This is a genomic window from Kitasatospora sp. NBC_00240 (assembly GCF_026342405.1).
GTDB lineage: Bacteria > Actinomycetota > Actinomycetes > Streptomycetales > Streptomycetaceae > Kitasatospora.
Genome location: NZ_JAPEMU010000001.1, coordinates 3,333,317 through 3,348,971, shown reverse-complemented (window position 1 = coordinate 3,348,971; position 15,655 = coordinate 3,333,317). Strand labels below are relative to the sequence as shown.

At 74.0% G+C, this 15,655-nt stretch carries 18 protein-coding genes; 8 read left to right on the top strand and 10 right to left on the bottom strand.

The annotated features are described in order from the left end of the window. Positions 1-3 precede the first annotated feature (3 nt). The 3 genes from OG689_RS14200 to OG689_RS14190 all read right to left on the bottom strand — a co-directional run bounded on the left by OG689_RS14200 (position 4) and on the right by OG689_RS14190 (position 4,106). Positions 4-1,437, bottom strand: a complete 1,434-nt coding sequence (locus OG689_RS14200) for a hypothetical protein (protein ID WP_266327119.1) — start codon at positions 1,435-1,437, stop codon at positions 4-6. A 159-nt stretch (positions 1,438-1,596) separates the two neighbouring features. Continuing rightward, positions 1,597-2,628 carry a glutamate ABC transporter substrate-binding protein gene (locus tag OG689_RS14195; protein ID WP_266320582.1) on the bottom strand — a complete coding sequence of 344 codons (1,032 nt, stop codon included), beginning with the start codon at positions 2,626-2,628 and terminating at the stop codon, positions 1,597-1,599. 17 nt (positions 2,629-2,645) lie between these two features. After that, entirely contained in the window at positions 2,646-4,106 is a 1,461-nt protein-coding gene (locus OG689_RS14190; RefSeq protein WP_266320581.1) for a hypothetical protein, read from the bottom strand. A 288-nt stretch (positions 4,107-4,394) separates the two neighbouring features. Between OG689_RS14190 and OG689_RS14185 the strand changes: the two genes are divergently transcribed. Further along, positions 4,395-4,970: a nucleosidase gene (locus tag OG689_RS14185; protein ID WP_266320579.1), complete on the top strand. Its 576-nt coding sequence runs from the start codon at positions 4,395-4,397 to the stop codon at positions 4,968-4,970. A gap of 61 nt (positions 4,971-5,031) precedes the next feature. Here OG689_RS14185 and OG689_RS14180 read toward each other — a convergent pair whose 3' ends face one another. Next, positions 5,032-5,454 carry a hypothetical protein gene (locus OG689_RS14180; RefSeq protein ID WP_266320578.1) on the bottom strand — a complete coding sequence of 141 codons (423 nt, stop codon included), beginning with the start codon at positions 5,452-5,454 and terminating at the stop codon, positions 5,032-5,034. Between the two features lie 389 nt (positions 5,455-5,843). Then, entirely contained in the window at positions 5,844-6,440 is a 597-nt protein-coding gene (locus OG689_RS14175; RefSeq protein ID WP_266320577.1) for a cysteine hydrolase family protein, read from the bottom strand. A gap of 226 nt (positions 6,441-6,666) precedes the next feature. Here OG689_RS14175 and OG689_RS14170 point away from each other — a divergent pair, with 226 nt between their 5' ends. Continuing rightward, positions 6,667-7,626 carry a helix-turn-helix domain-containing protein gene (locus OG689_RS14170; protein WP_266320575.1) on the top strand — a complete coding sequence of 320 codons (960 nt, stop codon included), beginning with the start codon at positions 6,667-6,669 and terminating at the stop codon, positions 7,624-7,626. 31 nt (positions 7,627-7,657) lie between these two features. Here OG689_RS14170 and OG689_RS14165 read toward each other — a convergent pair whose 3' ends face one another. Then, a complete protein-coding gene (locus tag OG689_RS14165; RefSeq protein WP_266320573.1) occupies positions 7,658-8,539 on the bottom strand; it encodes an ABC transporter permease in 882 nt (293 codons plus the stop codon). Continuing rightward, positions 8,536-9,456 carry an ATP-binding cassette domain-containing protein gene (locus tag OG689_RS14160; RefSeq protein WP_266320571.1) on the bottom strand — a complete coding sequence of 307 codons (921 nt, stop codon included), beginning with the start codon at positions 9,454-9,456 and terminating at the stop codon, positions 8,536-8,538. Before OG689_RS14160 ends, OG689_RS14165 begins: the two co-directional genes overlap by 4 nt. Before the next feature lie 131 nt (positions 9,457-9,587). Between OG689_RS14160 and OG689_RS14155 the strand changes: the two genes are divergently transcribed. From OG689_RS14155 to OG689_RS14145, 3 genes are all read left to right on the top strand, one after another. Further along, entirely contained in the window at positions 9,588-10,832 is a 1,245-nt protein-coding gene (locus tag OG689_RS14155) for a sensor histidine kinase (RefSeq protein WP_266320570.1), read from the top strand. Continuing rightward, positions 10,829-11,491: a response regulator transcription factor gene (locus OG689_RS14150; protein WP_266320569.1), complete on the top strand. Its 663-nt coding sequence runs from the start codon at positions 10,829-10,831 to the stop codon at positions 11,489-11,491. The genes OG689_RS14155 and OG689_RS14150 overlap by 4 nt, the downstream gene beginning before the upstream one ends. Positions 11,492-11,668: 177 nt before the next feature. Beyond that, entirely contained in the window at positions 11,669-12,370 is a 702-nt protein-coding gene (locus OG689_RS14145) for a histidine phosphatase family protein (protein ID WP_266320568.1), read from the top strand. Here the strand turns inward: OG689_RS14145 and OG689_RS14140 are convergent. Together OG689_RS14140 and OG689_RS14135 are read right to left on the bottom strand one after the other, a co-directional pair. After that, complete coding sequence (locus OG689_RS14140) at positions 12,351-12,773, bottom strand: hypothetical protein (RefSeq protein WP_266320566.1); 423 nt, start codon at positions 12,771-12,773, stop codon at positions 12,351-12,353. The genes OG689_RS14145 and OG689_RS14140 overlap by 20 nt on opposite strands. Further along, entirely contained in the window at positions 12,770-13,276 is a 507-nt protein-coding gene (locus OG689_RS14135) for an ATP-binding protein (protein ID WP_266320564.1), read from the bottom strand. The genes OG689_RS14140 and OG689_RS14135 overlap by 4 nt, the downstream gene beginning before the upstream one ends. 230 nt (positions 13,277-13,506) lie before the next feature. Between OG689_RS14135 and OG689_RS14130 the strand changes: the two genes are divergently transcribed. The 3 genes from OG689_RS14130 (at position 13,507) to OG689_RS14120 (ending at position 14,793) form a co-directional block, all read left to right on the top strand. After that, entirely contained in the window at positions 13,507-14,415 is a 909-nt protein-coding gene (locus OG689_RS14130) for a helix-turn-helix transcriptional regulator (protein WP_323189286.1), read from the top strand. Beyond that, the gene (locus tag OG689_RS14125) at positions 14,378-14,515 is read left to right on the top strand and encodes a DUF397 domain-containing protein (RefSeq protein WP_266320562.1); all 138 of its coding nucleotides are present in this window, start codon (positions 14,378-14,380) and stop codon (positions 14,513-14,515) included. The genes OG689_RS14130 and OG689_RS14125 overlap by 38 nt, the downstream gene beginning before the upstream one ends. A gap of 62 nt (positions 14,516-14,577) precedes the next feature. Next, a complete protein-coding gene (locus tag OG689_RS14120) occupies positions 14,578-14,793 on the top strand; it encodes a DUF397 domain-containing protein (RefSeq protein WP_266320560.1) in 216 nt (71 codons plus the stop codon). Between the two features lie 94 nt (positions 14,794-14,887). Here the strand turns inward: OG689_RS14120 and OG689_RS14115 are convergent, their stop codons facing one another. Continuing rightward, the gene (locus tag OG689_RS14115) at positions 14,888-15,487 is read right to left on the bottom strand and encodes a hypothetical protein (protein ID WP_266320559.1); all 600 of its coding nucleotides are present in this window, start codon (positions 15,485-15,487) and stop codon (positions 14,888-14,890) included. Positions 15,488-15,655 lie beyond the last annotated feature (168 nt).

Sequence of the window (15,655 nt, the reverse complement as noted above, 5' to 3'; positions counted from 1 at the left end):
AACTCAGGCCCCCTGACCGTTGCTCTGGACGCTGTCCTGCACACTGCTCCCGACGCCTGGCCGGTCGTCGGCCGGGCCGCCGCCGGGCCCCTCGCCCGGACGGCCACTGCCCGGGGCGATCCCGCCCGGTGCGCCGCCACCCGGCGCGATGCCGCCCGCCGCCGCCTCGGCGACCGGCCGCAGCGACTGCTGGAACCGCGCCACCGCGCCCGCGGCCGCCCGCAGGTCGCAGGGCGCGCTCCACAGCAGCCAGCGGGCCTTCTCGTAGCGCTCGATGACCTCGGGATCCTCGGCGACCCGCAGCCGGGCGGCCATCGCCTTGTACGCGTCGAGGCGGCCGCGCAGTTCGGCCCGGACGGCGAGCGGCTGGGTCACCTCGGTGAGCGCCTGCCGGGCGCGGCCCAGCTCCTTGGCGGCGGCGTCCTCCAGCTGGTCCAGCAGCGGGGCGAGCCGGTGCCACTGCCCGCTCTGGCGCAACTCCAGTGCCAGCACGACGCGTTCGCGCAGTGCGGAGGCCGGGCCCGGCACCGCGGGGACTTCGGTGGCGGCGATCTTCGCCAGCACCTCGCCGCGGGCCCGGCGGGCCTCGCCGAGGGTGGCGTCGGCCCGCTGCAGCAGGTCGCCGACCTGCTGCAGGCGCTCCTCGGCGTCGTCGCGCAGCCGCAGCAGGCCCTCCAGCTCCAGGCGGATGCCGTCCAGGGCGCGGCCGGCCCGGTCGAAGCGCTCGGTGTCGACCAGCCCGGACGGGCCGGCCAGTGCGGTGCCGTCGGGCACCGTGCCGCGCTGGGCCGGCACCCGGGAGGGGCGCCAGAGAGCCAGCGGGTCGGCCACCACCTCGGCCCGCAGGGCCGTCAGCGCGCTGTCCAGCTCGAGGAGGTCGTCGCCGAGCGGATGGGCGCCGGCCCGGACGCCGAGCGAGCCGGCCAGGCTCTGCACCCGGCGCAGTTCGGCGAGCAGCAGGTCGATCCGGGCGGGCAGCGCGGACCAGACGGCGTCGGCGGCGGTCACCACCTCCAGCACGGTGGCGTACCAGGCGTTCATCCGGTCCATCAGCTCGGCCAGGCTGACCTGTTCGACCAGCCGGGCCGGTGCGCCGGGGCGCTGCCCGCCGTCCGGCAGCGCGCCGCCGGGCACGGTGACGGCGGTGCCGCTGAGCAGTTCGCTCAGTTCGGCGAGCTCCGCGCCGCCGGGTCTGGCCTTGCGGGCGCGGACGGCGCGGGCCGAGGCGAGGGCCTCGGAGTAGCGGTCGAAGAGGGCCCAGAGCAGTGGCAGGCCCTGCCCGGCGACGGACCAGCGCTCCTCCGTCCGGCCGGTCAGCGAGGCCCCCTCCAGCAGTCGGCGGCCAGGGTGGTCCTGCAACGAGAGCAGGGCCGCCTCGACGGCGTCGCGCTCCGCGCCCAGGCGTGCCAGTGCGCGGTCCACCTCCTCCCGGCTCATCACCGGGCCAGCAGATCCTGCCAACGCGAGGTCCTCCTTCTCCGCTCGTGCGGCCGGTACCGTCGGCACCGTCCCACCGCTCCGTCCTTCACCTGCTCAACCGCTCGACCGTCCTTGTCGCCCCGGTGCCCCTGGCGCCCTGGCGCACCCGCCGCCCGCTCAGGGCCGGAAGCGCTCGGCGTCGTCGTGCATGGTGGGCTTGAGCCACTTGTCGTAGCTGTCCCGCCAGGCGCCGCTCGCCTGGTAGTCGGCCAGCACCTGGTTGACCCGGGCGACCAGGTCGGTGTTGCCCAGCTTCATCGCCACGCCCATCACGCCCGGGCGGACCTGCTCGTCGAGCAGCGTCACGGTGGTGTCCTGGGCGGCCTGTCCGGCGGCCAGGCCGTCGTCGGTCATGGTGGCGTCGACCTTGCCGAGCTGCATGAGGACCAGGCAGTCGAGCTGGTTCTCCACGGTGACGAGCTTGGAGCCGTGCGGGTTGCTCTTGAGCTCGTCCTCGGCGGAGGAGCTGCGGGCGGCGCACGCCGTCCGGCCCTTCAGTGCCTCGTCGAAGGTTTTCACGCCCCTGGCCTTCGGCACCAGCAGCCGGTTGGCGGTCTTGAAGTAGGGCTTGGAGAAGGCGACCTGGTCCATCCGCTCACAGGTGATCGTCATGGTGCGGACGATCATGTCGACCTTGCCGTCCTGGATGAACTTGATCCGCTCGGCGGTCGGCACCGCCTTGAAGGTCACCTTGTTCGGGTCGCCCATCAGGGCGGTGCCTATCGCCTTGGCGAGGTCGATGTCGAAGCCCTCGATCTCGCCGGTGGCGGGGTTGCGCGCACCCCACCGGTAGCTGTTCTGGTCCACCCCGATGACCAGCGTCTTGTTGTCCTTGATCGCCTTCACGGCGGGGCCGTCCACCGAGCTGGGCGGCACGCTCCGGCCGGTGTCGCAGTTCGGGTCGGCGGCCGGCGCGGCCTGCGGGGCCTGCTGCCGGGGCCCGCCGCCGGCGGCCGGCAGTCCGGCGCCCTGCGGGCTGCCCGCGCCGAGCAGGGTGGCGCCGGCCGCGAGCAGTGCGACCACGGTTGCCGCCCGGCCCCGGCGGGCCCGGCCCGCGCCGTCGGCGCCGGCCGGGTTCGCGCCCGAACCGCCCGTACCCGAACCGCCCGTGTCCGCCACGTCCGTGCTCCGCGCTGGTGCTGTACGCATCGTCATCTCCCGCCCCTCTACCGGTACTCGGCCAGGCGGCGGCCGAGGCCGCGCACCGCGCTGGCGGCCGCCACCAGGGCGAGCACCGCCGCGCCGGCGGCCAGCGCGTCCAGCAGCCCGCCGGTGCCGCCCGCCGCGGCCTTGAACCTCGCCAGTTCGATGCCCGCCGCTCGTTCCAACTGCTGGTCGGTGGCGCTGAAGGAGGCGTCCGAGGTGTTCGGGACGTCGGCCTCCTTCACGGTGATGGTGGAGTCCAGGGCCCCCTGGTAGTCGCCGTCCACGGTCTCCTTGGTGATCGCCGCGGCGTGCCGGGCGGACCAGGTCGTGTACTCCTTGCGGGCCTGGTCGACGGCGTCCGCCGCGTCCCTGGGGGCCAGCCGCCGGGCCTCGCCCAGCGCGCCGCCGGTGCCGGGGGCCGCGTCGCCGCCCGCGATGCCGGTCAGCTCCTTGGTGGTCGACGCCCAGAGGTCGGCGTACTGGGTGCTCGAACCCCGGGCGACCAGGTGCAGGTTCTCGGCCAGCCGGGCGGTCAGCACGTCGACCCGGGCGGTGTTGAGCGCGCGCAGCGGCGCGGAGCCGTCCCGTTCGCTCTCGTCGAGCCGGGCGCCGGTGATCCAGCTGCCGGCCAGCAGCCACAGCACGGCGGCCAGCACCGCGGCGGTGGAGCCGACCAGCCCGATGTTGAAGACCCGGTTGGTCCGCCGGAACAGCACCTGCTGCACCCGGACCAGCGCCACCAGCGTGAGCAGCCCCAGCACGAACGCGGCCCACGGCACCGCGCGGGCCTCGGCGTAGTCCCGCGCCAGGGCCTCGTTCTCGGCGTCGGCGAGCTTCGCGGCGTCCGGCAGCAGGGTGTCGCGCATCTGCTGGGAGGCGTAGCGCAGGTAGGCGCCGCCGAGCGGGAAGCCCAGCCGGTTGTCGGCCCGGGCGGTCTCCACCAGGCCCGCGTAGACCGGGATCTGCTGGTTGAGCGAGGAGAGCCACTGCTGGGCGGGGGAGGAGGCGGTGGTGCGGGCGGCCGCCTCGGCGATCAGCCGGGAGGCGGTGGCGAGGTCCTTCTCGTAGCGCTCACGGACGGCCTTGGGCTCGGCGCCCGCGAGCAGGAAGCCGGTGGCGGCGGTGGTGTCCGCGTCGGCCAGCGAGCGGTGGATGTCGGCGGCGGCCTGGCTGAGCGGCTGGCTGTAGGAGACCACCCGGTCCGCGGCCTGCGCGCGTGAGTCGACCTGCCAGGCGGTCAGCAGGCCGAAGGCCACCGTCAGGACGGCGAGCATTGCGCCGGCCAGCCGCAGCCGCCCCGGCGCGGTGTGCCGGGCGTCGGCGATCCTGGTGATCCGCCCGGACAGGTCGAGCCGTCCCGGCGCCCGGGCCGGTCGTCCGGCGGCCGGCGTTCTCGCAGGTCCGGCGTCCGGACGCGGGGCTGTGGCACCGGTCGTGCCCGGCGCCGGGCCCTGCTCCTCCGTGCGTACTGGTGTCGCCACCGCCCCACCCTCCCCAGTGACCCGACCCGCCGACGGGGCCCGGTCGTTGCCAGCAGTATGGCCGCCGGTCGTGACAGTCACACCCGACTTGCGCCGATCTTGAGCTTCGACCTGCCTGCCGGGTCGGGCCGCCCGTGCTCGGGCCGTCCGTCCGGGGCCGGCCAGGCGGTGCCCGGCCGTCTCCAGTGCGACGCGGGTTGCACCCTATGCGGTTGCGCCGGGCGCCGGACGGGCCGGGGCGCGCTCCCGGGCTTCCGGGGGCCGGAGGCGCTCCGTACCATGGGCGCCATGCGCCTGCTCGGAACGATCTCCCCCGACCGCCCGCTGATCGTCGTCGCCGTCCAGGAGGAGGCGGCGTACCTCGGCGATCGGCTTCCCGTGCTGCTCACCGGCATGGGGAAGGTCAATGCGGCGGCCGGCCTGGCCACCGTGCTGGCCCGCGGCGAGCGGCCGTCGGAGATCGTCAACCTGGGTACGGCCGGCGCGCTGCGCCCGGGCTGGGAGGGCACCCACGAGGTCGTCGAGGTGCTCCAGCACGACATCGACACCCCGGTGCTGCGGGAGCTGACCGGCCGTTCGTACGGTGCCGCGATCACCCTCAGCGACCGGAAGGGCCCGACGCTCGCCACCGGCGACCTGTTCGTGTCCGACCCGGAGGCCCGCGACCGCCTGGCGCGCAGTGCGGACCTGGTCGACATGGAGGGCTACGCCCTGGCGACGGTCGCCCGGCAGGCCGAGGTGCCGATCCGGCTGATCAAGCACGTCAGCGACGAGGCCGGCACCGGCGCGGCCCGCACCTGGCGGGAGTCCGTGGACGACTGCGCCCGCGAACTCGCCGACTGGGCCCGCGACCAGGGCCTCTGACCGTACGGTCGGCGTCGCGGGCCCGCCCGCGGCCGGTGCCGGCCACGGGCGGGGCAGCGGGTCAGGAGGCGATCGGCTGGCCGGTCAGGCCGGGGACGAAGACGTCCAGCTCGGTGCGCCAGTAGCGGTGCACGTTCAGCCGGGTGGACTTCTCCTCGCCGGGGAAGTGGAACTGCAGGGCGCTCCAGAGCGGGTTGCGGCGGATGTCGCTCACCAGCGTCCGGGCCTGCTCCAGCGGCACCACGTGGACGATCTCCTGCGGCCGGTTGGAGAGCCGCGAGGCGCGGTGCACCACGACCACACGCTCGGTCAGCGTGACGTAGTAGTACTTGACGAACAGCTGGCCTATCAGGCCGAGGGAGTTCATCAGCCAGGGGCTCGGCCCGGTGATGGTCTGGAAGGTGACGATCGGGCGGTCGTTGGGCTCGATCGAGGCGATCGCCTGGGCGACCTGCTCCTGAATGGTGGACTTACGGATCGCCATCCGGCGTGCTCCCTGTGCATCGGATCCCGTTCGCGAGGTGCGGACGGAACGGGCGAGCGTAGTGAGCACGGAATGCGGCGGCAACGGCCAAAAGCGGCATACCGGCCGCGCGGCGAAATGTTCATCAGTTCGATACGCCGGAGCCGGAGCCGGAGCCGGAGCCGGAGCCGGAGCCGGAGCGGGAGCGGGAGCGGTTGCGGGAGTGCGAGTACGAGTGCGAGTACGAGTACGAGTGTGACCCGCTGTCTCGCCGGTGGCGCCCCGCCGCCCGGCGCGGGCCACCCCGCGCCCCGTCCACGCCATCCGCCCCCGTCCACGCTGTCCAGCCCTTCCACGACGACCCGCCGACAGTGGTCGTCGTGGAAGGGGCGGGCGCCCGCCGGGCGGGGTCAGGCCGCGGCGGCGGCCAGTACCGCGTCCGTGGTGACCACCTTCGCGAAGCGGGCGGTGTGCAGCACCGCCGAGGTGGCGCGGGCGAGTTCGGTGGCGGGGATGAGTTCGCCGTCGGGGCCGGCCATCGCGAAGGTGTGCATGGCGTCGGCCGGGAAGATCACGTCATAGCCGAGGTTGCCGCCCATCCGGGCCGTGACCTCGTTGCACACATTGGTCATGATGCCGACGACGACCAGCTGTCGGGCGCCGCGCGCCTGGAGCCACTCGTGCAGGTCGGGGGTGCCGTAGAAGGCGCTGTTGACCGACTTCACGATGTGCAGGTCGGGTTCGACGGCCGCGATCTCGGGCTTCAGCTCGTACCCGGGGGTGCCGGCCACCAGAGGCCCGGCGGCGGAGGCGTGCTGGACGGTCACGATCGGCCGGCCGGTGCTCTGCCAGCTCTCGATCAGCTGGACCATCCGCTTCTCGGCGTCAGGGTTGTCCCGCGGGCCCCAGAACTTCTCCTCGTCGAAGCCCTGTTGGACGTCGATCACGATCAGGACGGCATCGGGGGCGAGGGTGAGTGGGGCGTCGAATGCGCTGGTGTTCGTCATGCGTCGATCGTGCCGCCGGGCGGTTCGGGCCGGTGAGTGGCGCCGGTGCCAGCGATCGATACATTCCTGCCAGTGCCCTTCGAGCGTCCGAGCGGGCCCGGTCGGACGTCCTCGTCGGTCCTGCGCGGTCCGCCGCCCTGGCCGCCCTGGCCGCCCTGGCCGCTCCGGCCCGGGCGGAATGCCAGGTCCGGTGACGCGAGGCGGCGTCGATCGATAGATTTCTGCCATGCGCACAGTGGGCTGCCTGATCTTCGACGGCGTACGGGCCTTCGACTACGCGGTGATCGGCGAGGTCTGGGCGAACCGGGTCAGCCGACCCGGAGTGCCGGCCTTCGACCTGCGGGTCTGCGGGCCGGACGGGGCCAGGGTCCGGCTCGGCGGCGGGCTGGAACGGACGCCGGACCACGGGCTGGACGCCCTGCTCGACTGCGATCTGGTGGTCGTCCCCGGGGTGGAGCAGCCGCTGGCGCCCACCGCCCCCGCTGTGCTGGCGGCGCTGCGGGCGGTGCACGCGCGCGGCGTCCCGATCGCCTCGCTCTGCGCCGGGGCGTTCGTCCTCGCGGACGCCGGGCTGCTGGACGGCCGGGCCGCCACCACGCACTGGTGCGTCGCCCAGGACCTGGCCGCCCGCCACCCGGCCGTCGACGTCCAGCCGGAGGTGCTGTTCACCGGCGACGGTGAGATCTGGACCTCGGCCGGGGTCGCCGCCGGCATCGATCTCTGCCTGCACCTGGTCCGCTCCGCGCACGGCCAGCAGGCCGCCGCCACCATCGCCCGGGCGATGGTCACCGCGCCGTTCCGGGCCGGCGGCCAGGCCCAGTTCATCCCGTCCCCGGTACCCGAGGAGGCCGGTGACGACGCGCTGGCCCGAGTCCGGACGGAGGTGCTGGCCGGCCTCGACACCCCGTGGACGGTCCGCCGGATGGCCGGTCTCGCGCTGATGTCCGAGCGTTCCTTCGCCCGCCGCTTCGTCGAGGCCGCCGGCACCTCCCCGCTGCGCTGGCTGCTGGAGCAGCGGGTGCTGGCCGCCCAGCGCCTGCTGGAGGAGACCGACCTGCCGGTCGACGAGGTGGCCGGCCGCTGCGGCTTCGCCTCCGCCGTCTCGCTGCGCCCGGCCTTCGTCCGCCGGGTGGGGCTCGCCCCGCGCGAGTACCGGCGGTCCTTCCGGGGCCGCGAGGTGGGCTGAGGCACCGTCCGGTCGGAGCGCCCCCTTCTCGTCAGACGTCCCTCCGGCGCACCACCACCAGCGCGAGGGCGACCGCGACCAGCGGCCAGAGCGCGTACACGGTCCAGGACCCGGCGTACGAGGCGTAGTGGTCGACGGCGGACGGCGATCCCCAGGTGCGGGTGAGGCGCTGCCAGGCGCTGAGCACCAGCATGTGGTTGAGGTCGACGGTCGATCGGTTGTTGGCCGGGAGGATGAGCGTCGGCAGGATCAGCAGGACGAGGACACCGGCCAGCACGGTGGTCGCGGCGTGCCGGATCAGGGTGCCGAGGCCGAGGCCGACCAGTGCGCAGACCGGGCCGAGCAGGACCGTCGCCGCCAGGGCGGTCGGCGCGCCGGGGGCGGTGATCGCGATGCCGGCGTCCCGGCCGTCGAGGATGCTCCAGGAGAGCAGGTACGAGCAGGTGACGGTGACCGCGCCGACCACCGTCCACAGCAGGAGTTGGACGGCGGCCTTCGCCAGGATCACCGACCCCCGGGCGGGGACGGCCACCGTGGTGGTGCGGATCAGCCCGCTGCCGTACTCGCTGACCACGGCGATCGCCCCGAGGCTGCCGGCGGCGAGCATCAGCATCAGGTAGCCCTCGGGCGGGAAGGCGTCGTGGAGGGCGAAGGTGGGCTCCCACGGCGAGCCTGGGTCGCGGCCGGGGATCGCGTCGTAGTCCGCGAACGAGACCAGCCCGGCGGCGCCGACGGCGACCAGGACGACGAGTCCGAGCAGCCAGGGAGTGGAGCGCAGCGACCGGATCTTGATCCACTCGGCGGCGACCAGATCTCCGAAACGGACGGGCGGCGCAGTGCCGGCGGCGGTCCGGGGCGCCAGGTCGCGGCCGGTCGCCCGGCCTGGCCGCGCGCCGGTGACGGGGGTGCTCATCGGGATCCCCCCGCCTGGTACTCGATGCTGTCGGCGGTCAGTTCCATGAAGGCTTCCTCCAACGAGGCGGTGCGGGTAGTCAGTTCGTGCAGGGTGATCAGGTGTTCGGCGGCCAGTGCGCCGATCCGGCCGGCCGGCAGGCCGGTCACGGTGAGCCGTTCGGCGCCGGCCGAGCCCTCCGGCAGCACGGTCGCGCCGGCGGCCGTCAGCAGGTCGGCCAGTTCGGCGGCCTGCGAAGTCCCGACCAGGACGCTCGGCCGGCCGGCGCGGGCGGCGAACGAGGCGACCGACTCGGCGGCGATCAACCGACCTTGGCCGATCACCACGAGCTGGTCGGCCGTGTGCTCCATCTCCGTCATCAGATGGCTGGAGAGGAACACCGTGCGGCCCTCGGCGGCGAGCCGACGGAAGAGCCGGCGCACCCAGAGCACCCCCTCCGGGTCCATGCCGTTGACGGGTTCGTCGAACATCAGCACCGGGGGGTCGCCGAGCAGGGCCACGGCGATGCCGAGCCGCTGCTTCATGCCGAGCGAGAACCCGCCGACCCGGCGCCGGGCCGCCCCGGCCAGGCCGACCTCCTCCAGGACCTCGTCCACCCGGCGGGCGGCGATGCCGTTGCTGCGGGCGAGCGCGGCGAGATGGGCGGCGGCGGTGCGCCCGCCGTGCACCTGCTGGGCGTCGAGCAGGGCACCGGCGTGGTGCAGCCCGCGGCGGTGGTCGCGGAACGGGACGCCGTTCACGGTGGCGGTGCCGCCGGTGGGCGCGTCCAGGCCGAGGATCATCCGCAGGGTGGTGGTCTTGCCGGCCCCGTTCGGGCCGAGGAACCCGGTGACCTGCCCGGGGCGCACGGTGAAGGTGAGCTGGTCGACGGCGGTCTTGCGGCCGTAGCGCTTGGTGAGTTCGTTGACTTCGATCACGGTGCCAACCCTGCCGGTGCGGGCACCGCCTGACATCGGGCCGCGGGCGACACCTGTCCGGCCGGTACTGGCCGGTGGGCTTACGCCCGGGGGCTGATGTCCGCCGGTCGCAGGCCGGTTAGTCTCGCCGGATGGACGTCACACCGGCAGCTCCGCCCTCGCTCGCCGCCGCGCACCGGATGCGGCCGGCGCTGCTGTGGGCGGGCGCCACCATACTGATCGTCACCATCGCGGAGAGCCTGCTCGGCGAGCCGTACGGTGTCGACCACGGGGTTCAACGGCCGGGCCCGCTGGCCGCGGTGAGCGTCGACCTGCTGGCCGCCGTCCTGCTGCGGCGCTTCCCCGTGCCGGTGTTCGGCATGCTGCTGTCGGCCGGCCTCGGTATGGCCCTGACCGAGGAACTGCTGCCGCTGAATCTGCGGATCGGTCATCTGCTGCCCGCCGCGGCGGCCCTCTGCTACCTGGTGACGGTCCGATCGGGCACGGTGGCGATGCGGGCGCTGGGCGTCTCCCTCGCGCTGATGGCCGGGTACCAGGTGGTCCAGGCGGTGCTGGGGGTGGATGTGCAGCTGGGGCAGGTCCAGTACCCGGCCGCCCTGATGATGCTGTTCGCCTGGCTGATCGGCCTTTCGGTGCGGCAGGCCCGGGAGGCCGCGTCGGCGTCCCGGGCGCGGGCGACCGAACAGGCGATCACCGCCGAACGGCTGCGGATCGCCCGGGAGCTGCACGACATGGTCGCCCACAGCATCGGCATCATCGCGATCCAGGCGGGGGTCGGCAGCCGGGTGATCGGGACGCAGCCGGACGAGGCCAGGAGGGCGCTGCAGGCGATCGAGGCGACCAGCCGGGAGACCCTGGCGGGGCTGCGGCGGACGCTGGTGGCGTTGCGTCAGGCCGATCCGCAGGGTGTGGGCCCGGTGTCGTCCGAGCCGGTGGCGGGGCTGGCGGACGTGGAGCGGCTGGCTGCGGCGACCGCGGCCGCCGGGGTGCGGGTGGAGGTGCGACGGAGCGGGGAGCGGCGGCCGCTGCCGCCGGACATAGAGCTGTCGGCGTACCGGATCGTGCAGGAGGCCGTGACGAACGTCGTCCGGCACGCGGGCACCGGCCACTGCCGGGTGAGCGTCGACTACGGGGACGAGGAGCTGTCGGTGGAGGTCGTGGACGAGGGGCGGGGAGCCGGCGGGTCGTCGGCGCGCGGGTTCGGCCTGCTGGGGATGCGGGAGCGGGTCGGGTTGCTGCACGGCCGGTTCGAGGCCGGGCCACGCCCCGGGGGCGGGTTCCGGGTGGCGGCCGTGCTGCCGTTGCCGGCCGGCGCGCCCGCTGTCGTGACGGCCGCCCCGGCGCAGGCCCCGGACGCGGTGGAGGCGGCCCGGTGACCGTCCGGGTGGTGCTGGCCGACGACCAGCCGCTGGTGCGCTCGGGGCTGCGGGTGCTGATCACCGACACCCCCGACCTGGAGGTGGTCGGCGAGGCGGCGAACGGCGAGGAGGCGGTCCGGCTGGCCGCCGAGCTGGCGCCGGACGTGGTGGTGATGGACATCCGGATGCCCGGCATGGACGGGATCGAGGCCACCCGCCGGATCATGGCCGGCCCGGGCAGCACCCGGGTGCTGGTGCTGACCACCTTCGACGAGGACGAGCACGTCCACGGCGCGCTGCGGGCCGGTGCCAGCGGCTTCGCGGTGAAGGACATGGCGCTGGACGACATCCTGGCGGCGATCCGGGTGGTCGCCGCCGGGGACGCGCTGATCGCGCCGGGTGTCACCCGCCGCCTGATCGCGGACTTCCTGGCCGGCTCCCGGGCGGCTCCCGGTCGCGCCCCGCGGTCGCTGGGGGGTGTCACCGACCGGGAGCGCGAGGTACTGACCCTGGTCGGGCGCGGCCGTTCCAACAGCGAGATCGCGGAGGACCTCTTCATCTCGGTGGCCACCGCCAAGTCGCACGTGGCGCGGCTGCTGTCGAAGCTCGGCGCCCGGGACCGCGTGCAACTGGTGATCACCGCGTACGAGGCGGGCCTGGTCGCCCCGCCGGGCTGAGCCCGTCCGCCGGCGAGCCTGCCCGCCTGCCTCCGTCCACCCGGACGACCGTCTTCGGGACGTACGCCGGCGACGGCCCCGGGCGGGGGTTCCTGGCAGGATGGAAGCTCCGGGCGGCCGCCCCGCCACCCGGGCCGCCCGTCCGTACGAGGCCGAGATCGGAGCCCGACCCGCACCATGCGCCTGCTGCTCATCCGCCACGGCGAGACCTTCTCCAACCTCGGCAGACTGCTGGACACCGCCAGGCCCGGCGCCGAGCTGACCCCGCTCGGACGGGAGCAGGCCGCCGCGCTGCCCGCCGCCCTGGCCGAGGAGGACGTCGACCTGCTGTACGTCTCCACCCTGGTCCGCACCCAGCAGACCGCCGCGCCGCTGGCCGCCGCCCGCGGGCTGGAGCCGCTGGTCCGGGACGGCCTGCGGGAGCTCTCGGCCGGCGACCTGGAGCTGCGCGGGGACCAGGAGGCCGGCGAAACCTACATGCGGACGGCCTTCGCCTGGTCGGCCGGGGACACGGCGCTGCGGATGCCCGGCGGCGAGAACGGCGTCGAGGCCCTCGCCCGGATCGACGAGGTGATGGCCGAGGCGGCCGACTCCGGGGCCGGTACCGTCGCCATGATCAGCCACGGCGCCGCGATCCGGATGTGGGCGGCCGCCCGGGCCGAGAACGTGGACGTCCCCTTCGCCGCCCGGCACCCGCTCGACAACACCGGCGTGGTGGTGCTGGACGGTACGCCCGAGGGCGGCTGGAAGGCCCTGTCCTGGATGGGCTCCCCGCTGGGCGGCCCCACCCGGTCGGACCAGCAGGCGGACAGCCCCGCCGGCCGCCCGGTCACCCCGGTGCCGGTCACGCCCGCCCCGGTCACGCCTCCGCAGGACTGATCCGTACCTCCCCGACGTCCCGGAGCGGCGGCCGGCGGTACGGCCCGTGCACCCGGTGCCCGTCCTCCGGGGCGAGCGCCAGTAACTCCACCCGCACCTGGACGGGCCGCCGCCCGGCCGCCGCGATCTCCCCGGCGAACACGCACGCCCCCTCGAAGGGCCGGTCCGCGCCGAGCGCCCGCAGCAGGTAGGCGCGGACGGGCGCCAGCACCTGGGGGAGGGTCTGCGGCCCACCGGCGGGGAGCATCAGCTCGACGGCATCCAGCAGGTCCGCCGTTCCGGCACCCGTAGGCGTACCCATAGCCATACCCGTACCCGTACCCGTACCGGCATCGTCCGCCGAGGTGGCCCGGGCCAGTTCCGCCGCGATCCGGGGCCACCGCCGCCCGGCCTGCCGTGTCATGGCGTACCCCGCCCTTCCGCCGTCGCCACTGCCGGCCCCGATCCCGCGTCGCCGGCCCCGCCCCCGGACTCCCCGGCGGGGGCGTACTCGAACCAGACGCACTTCCCGATCCCGCCCGCTCGCGGACAGCACCCCCAGGCGTCCGACAGCTCTCGGACCAGCAGCAGCCCCCGGCCCGCCTCCGCGTCCGGCTGAGCAGGCACGGGCCCCGGGACCGGCCGCTGCGGGCTCGCGTCGTGCACCTCCACCCGCAGCCGGTCCGCCTCCAACGCGAACCGCACCTTCACCAGCCGCCCGGCCGGCACCCGGGCGTGCTCCACCGCGTTCGCCACCAGTTCGCTGAGCAGCAACTCACCCACCTCCGCGAACCGCTCACCGTCCGCGAACCCGCCCAGGAAGGTCCGCAGCAGCAACCGCGCCACCCCCGGCGAACGCCGGTGACGCGGCAGCCAGCAGGCGTACTCGCCCTCCACGGTCGCCGGTCTGTCGAGTGTCTCGGCCATGGGGCCCACCTCCGGTGTACGAGCTGCCGAAACGCGCCCCACACGGCGCACGCGACCGTCGCCGGGCGCGCACGCTCACGCAGAGCGAGGGAACAATTCCGTTCCGCTAACAAGCATCGGCCTGCGGAGGTAGCGTGACGAGCGATCAAGGGTGCCAAGGTCCAATGTCACTACGGGGGTTGGCTGTGCCACGTCCCAGGCCCGACACGGGTTCGACCATCAGTTCGGCCGTGTTGTTCGGCGGCGAGTTCCGCCACGCCCGCGAGGCGGCCGGCTACTCCCAGGCCGGACTGGCCAAACTCCTGCACTGCGACCGGACGCTCATCACCCGGATCGAGAACGGCGGCCGGATCCCGCAGGAGAAGTTCATCAAGCAGTGCGACGAGGTGCTGCTGATGGGCGGCGTCCTGATCCGGATCTGGAAGCGGGTCGACTGGTACGCCGAGGTCGAACATCCGGACTGGTTCCAGCGCTTCGCGCAGATGGAGGCGGAGGCGGTCGCCCTGCGCAAGTTCCAGATCCAGCATGTGCCAGGCCTGCTGCAGACTGAGGACTACGCGCGAGCCCTCTTCGCGAGGGGTGCGGGTGTAGGTGATCCCGATCTGATCGAGGAGCGGGTCGCTGCCCGCCTCAGTCGGCAGCATCGGTTCATGGCGCCGGACGGGCCACTACTGGTGGTGGTCCTGGATGAGAGCGTTATCCGGCGCTCGGTCGGTGGACCTGCAGTGATGAGTGGGCAGATGGAGCATCTGCTGGAGGTTGGCCGCCGTCCGAACATCGTGCTTCAGGTTGCCCCCTTCGATGTGGGCGGCCTGAAGCCACTCAACACCTCCATGTCGCTGGTCATGCTGCCTGACCGCCATGAGTGGGTGTACTCGGAGAGCCTTGACCGAGGCCACTTCAGCGATGATCCAGCAGTGATCGACCGACACACGCGGACCTATGATGTGCTACGAGCTGACTCTCTCTCAGCCGTGGAGTCCGCTGCCGTGATCACCAGTGCGATGGAGGGGTACAACGCCCATGACGATTCCCGATCTCGACGCAGCGACCTGGTACAAGAGCAGCTACAGCGGAGACAACGGCGGCGACTGCATCGAGGTGGCCCCCGGATTCCCGGGCCTCGTCCCCGTTCGTGACTCCAAGGACCCGTCCGGTCCGGCGCTGGTCTTCCCGGCGGCCGCCTGGCAGTCCTTCGTCGAGGGCGTCCGCGCCGGCGACTTCCGCACTCACCGCTGACCGACGGCGTGGATTCCCCCGCAGGGAGTTGGCGCTCCCGTGACCCGGAGAGGTGAACGCCCATGACGATTCCCGATCTCGACGCAGCGACCTGGTACAAGAGCAGCTACAGCGGGGACGACGGCGGCGACTGCGTCGAGGTGGCCCCCGGATTCCCGGGCCTCGTCCCCGTTCGTGACTCCAAGGACCCGTCCGGTCCGGCGCTGGTGTTTCCGGCGGCCGGCTGGCAGTCCTTCGTCGAGGGCGTCCGCGCCGGCGACTTCCACACCGACCGCTGAGCGCACCGGGGGTGAAGCCTGGCGGCCCGGCGGTGCCGGACCGGGACGCCAGGCGCCGCGCGCCCGAACGACTCGAGCCCTGGGGGCCCGGGCCTCAGCCCTCGCGCGTGATGAGGTCCTTCAGGGCCTCGCTGAGTTCGTAGCCGCGCCACCCCCTCCGGACGTGGCGGTCGGACGTCACCAGGGCGACGGCGGTGCGCAGCCAGGCGTCGTCGCCGAGGCGCTCGGCGCGGCCGAGTTCGACGGCGGTGCTCAGCAGCGCGTCCAGCGCGAGGATCTCGTTCACGGGGTACCACCAGCGGTGGTGGATGAACCGGGGCACCCAGACGTCGTACGGGTGTCGGACGGTGGCGCGCAGGGTGGAGCCGTGGATGGTGATGCCGTCGTACTTCGTGAGCAGACCGCCGACCGGTGTGCTGAGGAATCGGTTGCTGGTGACGGCAACCGTGAGGTCCATGAGGCGGTCCCAGGTCACGAGGTGGGGCTCGCGGCCCGCGACTCGGTGCTCGAACCCTCGAGGGAGCAGCGCGATGTGGGCCTTGCGCTCGTGGTCGCCGATGAACCACCGGCCCTCGACCCGCACCAGCGGGCCGAGCCGGTCGGGGGCGGGCGTGTTACCCCCGCGGGAGGGGTGGTCGGTGGGGGCGGGGACGATGTCCACGGGGGTCTCCTCGGGCAGGCGCGGCTGACTCACTCGCCGACCAGACTTCCCGGCACACCTGATGTCACCTTACATTCCGCCGTGCTCAAGCCGGTTCGGATCGGCCGAACCGGCAGAGCCTCGCCCGGCAGCACCCGAGGCCGCCTTCCCCACCAGCAGCGGGGGGAACGGCGGCCTCAGGGGCGAGCGGGGGCATCTGCC